Origin of the sequence: Intestinimonas sp., from assembly GCF_026169115.1 — a bacterium.
Classification (GTDB): domain Bacteria; phylum Bacillota; class Clostridia; order Oscillospirales; family Oscillospiraceae; genus Intestinimonas.
Genome location: NZ_JAPFEA010000019.1, coordinates 17,955 through 27,098, shown reverse-complemented (window position 1 = coordinate 27,098; position 9,144 = coordinate 17,955). Strand labels below are relative to the sequence as shown.

The 9,144-nt window shown below is 65.3% G+C and carries 8 protein-coding genes; 3 read left to right on the top strand and 5 right to left on the bottom strand.

Annotated features, from left to right (window positions below):
• Positions 1-370: 370 nt before the first annotated feature.
• From Q0Y09_RS01730 to Q0Y09_RS01710, 5 genes are all read right to left on the bottom strand, one after another.
• Positions 371-1,213 (bottom strand): hypothetical protein, encoded by an 843-nt coding sequence (locus Q0Y09_RS01730; protein WP_297716768.1) that lies wholly within the window; start codon positions 1,211-1,213, stop codon positions 371-373.
• 29 nt (positions 1,214-1,242) lie between these two features.
• Complete coding sequence (locus Q0Y09_RS01725; protein ID WP_297716766.1) at positions 1,243-2,625, bottom strand: hypothetical protein; 1,383 nt, start codon at positions 2,623-2,625, stop codon at positions 1,243-1,245.
• Positions 2,615-4,393 (bottom strand): ATP-binding protein, encoded by a 1,779-nt coding sequence (locus Q0Y09_RS01720; protein ID WP_297716764.1) that lies wholly within the window; start codon positions 4,391-4,393, stop codon positions 2,615-2,617. The genes Q0Y09_RS01725 and Q0Y09_RS01720 overlap by 11 nt, the downstream gene beginning before the upstream one ends.
• A 471-nt stretch (positions 4,394-4,864) precedes the next feature.
• Positions 4,865-5,569, bottom strand: a complete 705-nt coding sequence (locus tag Q0Y09_RS01715) for a response regulator (RefSeq protein WP_297716762.1) — start codon at positions 5,567-5,569, stop codon at positions 4,865-4,867.
• Between the two features lie 34 nt (positions 5,570-5,603).
• Positions 5,604-6,140: an NUDIX hydrolase gene (locus tag Q0Y09_RS01710; protein ID WP_297716760.1), complete on the bottom strand. Its 537-nt coding sequence runs from the start codon at positions 6,138-6,140 to the stop codon at positions 5,604-5,606.
• 300 nt (positions 6,141-6,440) lie between these two features.
• On the opposite strand from Q0Y09_RS01710, the gene Q0Y09_RS01705 reads away from it, so the two are divergent.
• From Q0Y09_RS01705 to rlmH, 3 genes are all read left to right on the top strand, one after another.
• Complete coding sequence (locus Q0Y09_RS01705) at positions 6,441-7,742, top strand: UDP-N-acetylglucosamine 1-carboxyvinyltransferase (RefSeq protein ID WP_297716758.1); 1,302 nt, start codon at positions 6,441-6,443, stop codon at positions 7,740-7,742.
• Between the two features lie 99 nt (positions 7,743-7,841).
• Positions 7,842-8,627 carry an MBL fold metallo-hydrolase gene (locus Q0Y09_RS01700; RefSeq protein WP_297716756.1) on the top strand — a complete coding sequence of 262 codons (786 nt, stop codon included), beginning with the start codon at positions 7,842-7,844 and terminating at the stop codon, positions 8,625-8,627.
• 10 nt (positions 8,628-8,637) lie between these two features.
• Positions 8,638-9,120, top strand: coding sequence for a 23S rRNA (pseudouridine(1915)-N(3))-methyltransferase RlmH (rlmH, locus tag Q0Y09_RS01695; protein ID WP_297716755.1), 483 nt, complete (start codon positions 8,638-8,640; stop codon positions 9,118-9,120).
• The last annotated feature ends 24 nt before the right edge of the window (positions 9,121-9,144 follow it).

Sequence of the window (9,144 nt, the reverse complement as noted above, 5' to 3'; positions counted from 1 at the left end):
CGCCCTTCCCTCGTCATTCTGAGCCGCAGGCGAAGAATCCGTATTCCTGCCCCGGTACAAAAGAACAGGGGACGGATTCTTCGCTCCGCTCAGAATGACGAATGTAGGGGCCGATGTCCTCATCGGCCCCTACGCCCAACGGTGCGGCAGTTTTGTAGGGGCCGGTGTCCTCACCGGCCAGGCGTTTCGGCGCGGTATTTCTTTTGCTGTGGGGCGCGACGAGGTCGTCGCGCCCCACAGAATGACGTGGTGCATGGGCGCGTCCGGGAGGCCGCGCACCACAAACCAGCGTGGGCTCGGCTTCCAGACATGAAAAACGCCCCTTGTGAAAGCGGCTCTTGTCCGCTCCCACAAGGGGCGTTGACCGTGGTCAGCCATCGGCCTGCTCCGGGTAGATCTCTCCGGTAACGGCGTTCCAGTAATAGGCTCCGTTGTCGGTGGTGACATACCAGGTGGGGACGAGCTGGGCGGGCTCCGACTGGGCGTCCAGCACATAGCCGGCGGTGAAGCCGGTGATCTGGCTGCACACCCGGCTGTTCTGCTTGACATAGTCGGCAAACCGCAGCAGCAGCGTGACCATGTCCAGACAGTCCGGCCCGTCGGCGGCCCTGGGCGCGCCCACCAGCCGCCGGCTCACGTCCCGCTGGATCTCCCGCAGCGCCCCGTCCTGAAAGATCAGGGTGGCGGTGCAGTCGAAAATGGGGCTCCCAGCCCAGCCCTGCCGGAGGACCACTTCCGCCCGGCGGGGCCAGTCGTCGGTCTCGGCCCGGACCACCTCCCCCTCCACCTCCAGGGTCTCCAGAAGGGCCAGGGCAAATGCCTCCGGCGTGGTCTCCTCCACAGGATAGGCTCCCTCCGCAAAGGCGGCGGAAAAGGACCCGTTGATATAGAACTGCGCTGTGCCCTTGGTCCCCTCATACCGCATGGAGTCCGACGGCGTTCCGGTGAGGGTCCCCAGCAGGGCGGCGGCCTGCCGCTGTTCCAGGGCCTGGTCCCGCTCCACCGTCATGGGCGGCAGAGCCATGTCTTCCGGTAGCAAAGCCTGATCCAGCCCGATCCGGCAGGTGTTCCACAGCACGGTGATGGCGTCCTCCCGGGCGCTCTCCGAATAGCGCTGGCTCTCCTGCTGCCGGTGGAGCACCAGCACCAGCAAAAAGGCGTTCACACAGGCGAGAATGATGATGATGATGTTCTTCAGCTTGGGCCACTCCAAGGCCGCCTCACCTCCTTCATGGTCAGGGCTCAGAAGGCCCCCCAGTCCGCGGCGACCACGTCTCCGCGCAGGTCGTCGTAGTAGTAGAGCAGCAGTTCGGAGCCCTGGGCGTTCTGTGCCTCCAGCGCGGCAGTGGCCTGGAGTTCCGGCAGCACCGGGACCCCCTGGTCCAGATAGGTGTACCTCCGCAGCTGGAATTGGAACGCCGTGATGGCGCCGTCGGAGATCTCGATCCGGGCGGCGCAGCCCAAGCGCCCCACCGCCACGGCGGCGCCATCCAGCTGGTAGCCCAGGAGCACGGCCACGCCGTCCTCCGTCTCCTCCAGGCCCTGGACATACAGCCGGGCGTCCCCGCACAAGGAGGCGGCGGTGTTGGACTGGAAGACCCGCTCGGCAAAGGCCCAGGCCGCGCCCACCAGCTCCCATTCCGTGGGGACCTGACTCAGGCCCTGGATGGGAAAGCGGGGATCGCTCCGGTCGGCGGCCTCGTAGGTCACCTGACCGCTGTCGCTCAGCCGCAGCTTTTCCGCGCCCTCCTGGATGGTGACGCCGTCCCGGCTGCGGTAGGACATGGACTGGGGCTGGAAGGAGAGGCTCTGCACCAGGGCGTCAAAGGCGTCTCCATAGTCGTCCCCCACAGGGCTGATGGGCACCGGATCGCTCACGAAATACCGGCCCGGCCTGGGCGGCTGTCCGCCCTCCAGCAGGGTGTAGGGGGCCAGGCTGGCAAAGGCTTCTCCATTCTGGAAGGCAAAGGAGGAGCCGTTGGGAGAGATCCCCGCCACAAAACGTTCCAGCCGGTCCGCCAGATCGGGGGCCGTCTCGGAGACATAGCAGCCGCCGGTGCCCTCATCGATGAAGTAGAGAAGGACCCTCCCCTCCTCATCCAGCGTGAGAAGGAGGCGGCGGACACTCTGGGTCAGCGCACCGTTCACCGCCCGTCCGCCGCTGAGCCAGGCGGTCAGATTGGCCAGGGGCACACGGCCCAGAAAGTCCAGGTAGATGCCGGGCCGCTGGGCGCTCAGGGCGGCCTGGAAGTCTGTCTCCTCCACCTGTACCGACGTTCCCGCGCCGGTGAGGGCGTCGGCCAGCGGTGTGGTGGCCTCCAGAAAGAGGCTGTCCATTGCGGCGTTGTCGTATTGGATGCCGGCGCTGCCCTGGGCGGTGAGGACCACCATACGGACCGGGCGGGGCAGCGTTCCCTGGCTCCAGTTCCCCAGGGTCTGGCCGGGCGTGGCCGGCTCCGCGGGGGTGAAGACAGATTGCAGCCCGGAGAGCAGGTCCCGCCCGCTGGCGGCGCCGTCCTCATAGAGCTGGGTCCGGCCCAGCAGGTAGAGGGCCGACAGGGACAGCAACACGATCAGCAGATTCTTGCCCCACTCGATGAGGGCGGTCCTTTTCTCACTTCCCATGGGCAGGTCCCTCGATGGGCAGCTCGATGCGGATGGTGGTGCCCGGACCCGGCCGGTCCACCAGGGCCAGGATGCCCTCGTGGCGGTCCACGATCTCCTTGGCGATGGACAGGCCCAGGCCGGTGCCGCCCGACTCCCGGGACCGGGCCTTGTCCACCCGGTAGAATCGCTCGAAAATGCGGGGGCGGTCTGCCTCCGGGATGCCGATGCCGTTGTCGGAGACCTCCATCCACACCCGCAGGGGGTTCCGCCCGGCGGCAATGGCGATCTGGCCGCCGTCGGGGGTATATTTGATGGCGTTGGAGACCACGTTCATCATGACCTGGAGGACCCGGTCCCGGTCTCCCACCATCTCGGGGATGTCCGGACCGATGTCCAGGGTGAGAGCATGGCCGTGGCGCTGGGCCTCCATGAGCACGGCGTTGTAGATGTCCCGCACGGCGGCGGAAAAGGAGAATCGCTCCAGCTTGAGCTCGCTGCGGCCAGAGTCGAACCGGGACAGTGTGAGCAGATCCTGGACGATGTGGGTCATGCGGTCAGACTCGTTGAGGATGACCCCCAGGAAGTTTTTCTCCATGGCGGGAGGGATGTCCCCGGCGCCATCCACCAGGGTCTCGGCGTAGCTGCGGATGTTGGTGAGGGGGGTACGCAGCTCGTGGGAGACGTTGGCCACAAACTCCCGGCGCATCTCCTCGTTCCGGCGCTGGGTGGTGACGTCATGAATGACCACCATCACGCCGCCCTGGCCGCTCTCCTGGTCAAAGGGAGCCAGCAGCAGCTCCAGACTCCGGCTGCCGGAGATGCGCTCGGCCTCCTGGTAGCCGGGCTGCGCCAGATGGAGGATCTGGTCCAGGGGGGCCAGATCTCCGAACAGGCTCTCATAGGTATCCTCGGGCAGGATGGGGCGGCCCAGCATATCCTCGGCTGCCGGGTTCTTCTGGATCACCGCGCCCGCCCGGCTGAAGGCCACCACACCGTCGGTCATATGGAGAAAGAGGGTGTCCAGCTTGTTGCGCTCGTTTTCCGCCTCCCGGATGGTGGTCTGGAGCTGCCGGGCCATGGAGTTGAAGGTGGCGGTGAGCACACCGATCTCGTCCTTGGAGGCCACCTCCAGTTTTCGGGAAAAGTCCCCGGAGGCCACCCGCCGGGCGCCGGCGGTCAGCCGCTCAATGGGGGTAATCATGGTCTTGGCCAGCAGGAAGGAGAGGAGCACCGAGGAGATCAGACCGAAGACGAGGGCCTGGAGGATGAGCATGAAGAGGGACCCGTTGAGCTCTGTCACCGTCTGTCGGTTGTCATAGATCTGGATGATGTAGGGGACCTCTCCCCGGGTGATGGGGATGGCCACATCCATAAAATCAGCGGTGATGTCACTGCCGGTGGCCGGTTCCCCTGTGGCCAGCGCCCGGAGCACGTTGGGACTCTTGTCCAGGTGCTCTCCCATCTGGTCGTCAGAGCCGGCCAGATAGGCTCCGGTGGTGCCGTCCAGAATGAAGTAGTAGCGGGTCCGCCCGTCCACACCCAGCTCGCCCATGTTGGCCCGGAGCACATCCTGGAGCCCCGCCGCGCCGTCCTCCTCGCCCTCATAGGGGATGGTGAGATCCTCATAGAGGTCCTGGGCGGAGAACATGGTGCTCATGCGGGTGTTGAAGTCGTCCAGGTAGTACCGCACCACGGCGTTCATCAGGAAGGCGCCCACCACGGTCATCAGGGAGACGATGAGGAGCACCATGATGAGCACCAGCTTCATATGGAGGGAGCGGAACATGGGAGACAGTCTCCTTTCTTGGGATGGGTCCCGTAAAACTGAGCATGCTCAAAAAAAAGGGGGGGCGGCCCCATCGGCGATGGGGCCCCGTGGAGCACGCCCCGGCCTGAGCGGTTACAGCGTTCAGGCGTTGAACAAATACCCCAGACCACGCCGCGTCACTACAAACTGCGGCGTAGCCGGGTCGTCCTCTGCCCCATGCGGCCTTGGCCCCATGGGGACCCCGAATGACTTCACATGCTCAGTGCAGCGTCGGGGCAAAGTCCGCACCGCTCGCCCTGGTCTGGCGACCATGGCTCACTCCGCTCCCTTGCCCCTCCTTCTCCCAAACGAACCCGCTGCGCTGGGCTTCGTTTGGGGGCCCATGGACTATTGTTGATGGTCTTTCCCCTAAGCAGTGTACCGCCTGACGGCGGCCCCATCGGCGATGGGGCCCCGTGGAGCACGCCCCGGCCTGAGCGGTTGCGGCGTTCAGGCGTTGAACAAATACCCCAGACCCCGCCGCGTCACTACAAACTGCGGCGTGGCCGGGTCGTCCTCCACCTTTTCGCGCAGACGGCGGACGGCCACGTCCACCGCCCGGACGTCGCCCACATAGCCCTCGTAGTTCCATACATTTTCCATGAGGGCCTCCCGGGAGAAGACCTTCCCCGGGTTGGAGGCCAGGAACTTCAAAAGCTCATATTCCCGCTGGGTGAGGTCCAGAGGGGCCCCGTCCTTATAGGCCATGAGCAGCTCGGTGTCGATGGCAATGCGGCCCAGCTCCAGACGTCCGGTGGCCGGCTTGGCGTCGTGGTCGGCGGGGACCATGTTGCTCCGCCGGATGTTGGCCTTCACCCGGGCCATGAGCTCCCGCATGGAAAAAGGCTTTGTGATATAGTCGTCTGCCCCCAGCTCCAAACCCAGGACCTTGTCGGTCTCCTCCTCCCGGGCCGTGAGCATGAGGATGGGGGTGGTCCGCCCCGCCTGCCGGATCTCCCGGCAGACGTCGAAGCCGTTTTTCTTGGGCAGCATCAGGTCCAGAAGGATGAGGTCCGGGTCCTGTTCCAGGGCCAGCTGGAGCCCCGCCTCTCCATCGTAGGCTTCCAGGGCGGTATAGCCCTCCTTGGTCAGGTTGTAGCTGAGGATGTCGACAATGTTCTTTTCATCCTCCACGATCAAAATGGTCTTTCCCATTTCACGCCTCCCAGCTTGTCCGTGTTGGTTTCGTTCAAAGGCCCAGCAGGACCTTGGTCTTGAGCAGCCCGGCCACCGTCTTGGCGTCCTGGAGACGACCGTCCATGGCCTGTTCCAGCAGCTCCGCGAAGGGTATGCGGCAGAACTCCAGGAACTCGTCGGGGTCGGGGTGGCAGGGCCCCTGGTGGAGCCCCTGGGCGAGGTAGAGGTGGATGACCTCGTCAGAAAAGCCCGGAGAGGCCAGCAGAGGGCCCAGATACCGGAAGGAATCGGCGGTGAGGCCTGTCTCCTCCTCCAGCTCCCGGAGACCGGCCAGCCGGTGGTCCTCCCCACGCTCCAGCTTCCCGGCGGGTAGCTCGGTCACGACCTTCCCAAAGGGGTAGCGGAACTGCCGCACCACTGTGACGGTGCCGTCGTCATGGTAGGGCACCACGCACACGCCGCCGGGGTGGGAGACCACCTCCCGGATCGACCCGGCGCCGTTGGGCAGTTCGATGCTGTCCACCCGCAGATCCACAATAACGCCCTGGAAAATGGATCGGCTGGAGATCGTCTTTTCATACATGTCCATGTCCACCGCTCCCGTAATACAGAATCAAAATCAGTATACCACGGTTTTCTCCCGACTGCAATCATCGGCAGAGGGCCGAAGGCCGTGAAAAGAAATGATTTCCAGCAGAGAATCCCGTAACATTCGTGTAAAATTTCTTTTGCTTTTACATACTAGGGATGGTATAATATCATTGCATTGGAGCGGGCAGCGGTAAGCGCCCGCCTGTCAGAAGAAATTTACCAGGTCCGGGAGTCCTCTCCCGGCCTTGCCGCGTCCCTCCGCCGAGCCGGAGGACGCCGGAGAATAGAAGGTGCGGTTTTGACGAAGTATGTGATTCACGGGGGCAAACCGCTGCACGGAGAGATCGAGATCAGCGGCGCCAAGAACGCCGCGGTGGCCATCATTCCCGCCGCTCTGCTGGTGGACGGTGTGTGCCGGATTGAGAACATTCCCCAGATCAGCGATGTCACCCTTCTTTTGAAGATCCTCCAGGAGCTGGGCGCCGATGTGCGCACCGTGGACCGGACCACGGTGGACATCGACTGTACCCGCATCCGCAACGCCAAGGTACCCGACGTGATGGCCCGCCAGATCCGGGCCTCCTATTATCTCATCGGCGCTCTGCTGGGCCGGTTCGGCTTCTCCCAGGTGCCCCCTCCGGGCGGGTGCCACCTGGGCGCCCGTCCCATCGACCAGCACATCAAGGGTTTTGTGGCCATGGGGGCCGACGTGGACGTGAGCGGCGGCTATATCAACGCCAGCGCCCAGGGCGGCCGCCTCCAGGGGGGACAGGTCTACCTGGACATCGTCTCTGTGGGGGCCACCATGAACATCATGCTGGCCGCGGTGCTGGCCAAGGGCATGACCATCATTGAAAACGCCGCCAAGGAGCCCCACATCGTGGACCTGGCCAACTTCCTCAACTCCATGGGCGCCGACATCATGGGCGCCGGCACCGACGTCATCAAGATCCGTGGTGTGGACAGGCTGGGCGGCGGCACCTATTCCATCATTCCCGACCAGATCGAGGCGGGCACCTATATGGCCGCCGTAGCCGCCGCCGGCGGCGAGGTCCTCATCAAAAATGTCATCCCCAAGCACCTGGACTGCATCACCGCCAAGCTGGTGGAGATGGGGGTCGAGGTGGAGGAGTCCGACGACGCGGTGCTGGTCCGCCGGGACCCGGCCCACCGGCTCACCCGGACCAATGTGAAGACCCTTCCCTACCCCGGCTTCCCCACCGATATGCAGCCCCAGATCGCCGTGGCCCTGTGCATGGCGGAGGGGACCAGCGTCATCACCGAGGGCGTCTGGGACAGCCGCTACCGCTATGTGGATGAGATCCGCCGCATGGGGGCCAGGGTGCAGGTGGACGGCAAGATCGCCGTGATCGAAGGGGTGGAAAGTCTCACCGGCGCGCCGGTGCAGGCTTGCGACCTCCGCGCCGGCGCAGCCATGGTCATCGCCGGCCTGGCCGCCCAGGGCACCACCGAGGTGGACTGCATCCACTATATCGAGCGGGGCTACGAGGACATCGTCCGCAAGCTCTCCGGCGTGGGGGCCGACATCTGCGTGGTGGTCACCCCTGACGAGGAGAAGGCCCAGGCCAGCGCGGGCTGAACAAAAACCTAGGAATCAAATCAGGGCGGCGGCCTGTCCGCCGCCCTTTTTGCGCGGGCGGAAGGCCGCCCGAAGACGGCCCGCGAGGAGGGAACACACTTGCTGAAACTGACGACTCTGGCCAGCGGCTCATCGGGCAACTGCGCCCTGCTCTCCGACGGGGAGACCCATCTGCTGCTGGATGCGGGCATCTCCTGCCGCCGGATCTGCACGGCGCTGAACGGCCTGGGCATCCCGCCGGAGACCCTCTCCGGGGTCCTCATCACCCATGAGCACTCCGACCACATCTCCGGCCTTGCCACCCTACATAAGCGCTTCCGCCTGCCGGTCTACACCAGCTCCGGCACCGCCCGGCAGCTGTGCTATCGCATCGCCGCCTTGGAGGACGTGGTGCGCCCCTGCGCCCCGGGGAGCAGCTTCACAGTGGGCGGACTGGATGTGGAGACCTTCCCCATCTCCCACGACGCCGCCGAGCCCATGGGCTTCGCCGTCTCCAGCGGGGAGCGGAAGGCCGCCCTGGTCACCGACCTGGGGGTGGTGACCGAGGCCGTCCGCCGGGGCATAGCGGGGGCCCAGCTGGTGCTGGTGGAGGCCAATCACGACCCTGACTGGGTCCGCTCCGGCCCCTACCCGTACGCCCTCAAGGCCCGCATCCTGGGCGAGAAGGGCCATCTGTCCAACGAGGACGGGGGCGTCCTGGCCCTCTCCGCCGCCGGCAGCGGAGCCCGTACTGTGGTTCTGGCCCACCTGTCCCGGGAGAATAACACGCCCCAGCGGGCCTTTGACGCCGTGAGCGCCATTCTGGACGCCTACGGCGCCCGGGAAAACGGTCTCACCCTGACCGTGGCTCCCCGGGACCAGAGCGGCCCGGTCTATACCATTTGAGGAGGCCGCCATGCTGGACGTACACATCCTCTGTGTGGGAAAGCTCAAGGAAAAATTCTATACCGAGGCGGCGGCGGAGTATGTCAAGCGGCTGAGCAGCTACTGCCGTCTCACCCTGACGGAGCTGCCTGAGGAGCGGCTGCCCAAATCCCCCTCCCGGGCCCAGATCGACGCCGCGCTGGAAAAGGAGGCGGCTGCCATCCGCGCCAAGCTCCCTCCCAACACCAGCCTGGTCTGTCTGTGCGTGGAAGGGAAGCTCCGCTCCAGCGAGGAGCTGGCCGCCCTGGTGGACACCTGGACCCACAACAGCTCCAAGCACCTGGCCTTTGTTGTCGGCGGCTCCTACGGCCTGTCCGAACGGCTCAAGGCGGAGGCATGGGTGAAGCTCTCCATGTCCCCCATGACCTTCCCCCACCACCTGGCCCGGGTCATGCTGCTGGAGCAGCTCTACCGGGCCTTCAAGATCAATGAGGGCTCCGACTACCACAAGTGACGCCCCCTCCGTCAGAATGCAACA

Coding starts and splice junctions, on each gene's coding strand:
- Q0Y09_RS01725 (WP_297716766.1), bottom strand. CDS start 2,625: ATGGGAAGTGAGAAAAGGACCGCCCTCATCGAGTGGGGCAAGAATCTG.
- Q0Y09_RS01720 (WP_297716764.1), bottom strand. CDS start 4,393: ATGTTCCGCTCCCTCCATATGAAGCTGGTGCTCATCATGGTGCTCCTC.
- Q0Y09_RS01715 (WP_297716762.1), bottom strand. CDS start 5,569: ATGGGAAAGACCATTTTGATCGTGGAGGATGAAAAGAACATTGTCGAC.
- Q0Y09_RS01710 (WP_297716760.1), bottom strand. CDS start 6,140: ATGGACATGTATGAAAAGACGATCTCCAGCCGATCCATTTTCCAGGGC.
- rlmH (WP_297716755.1), top strand. CDS start 8,638: ATGCTGGACGTACACATCCTCTGTGTGGGAAAGCTCAAGGAAAAATTC.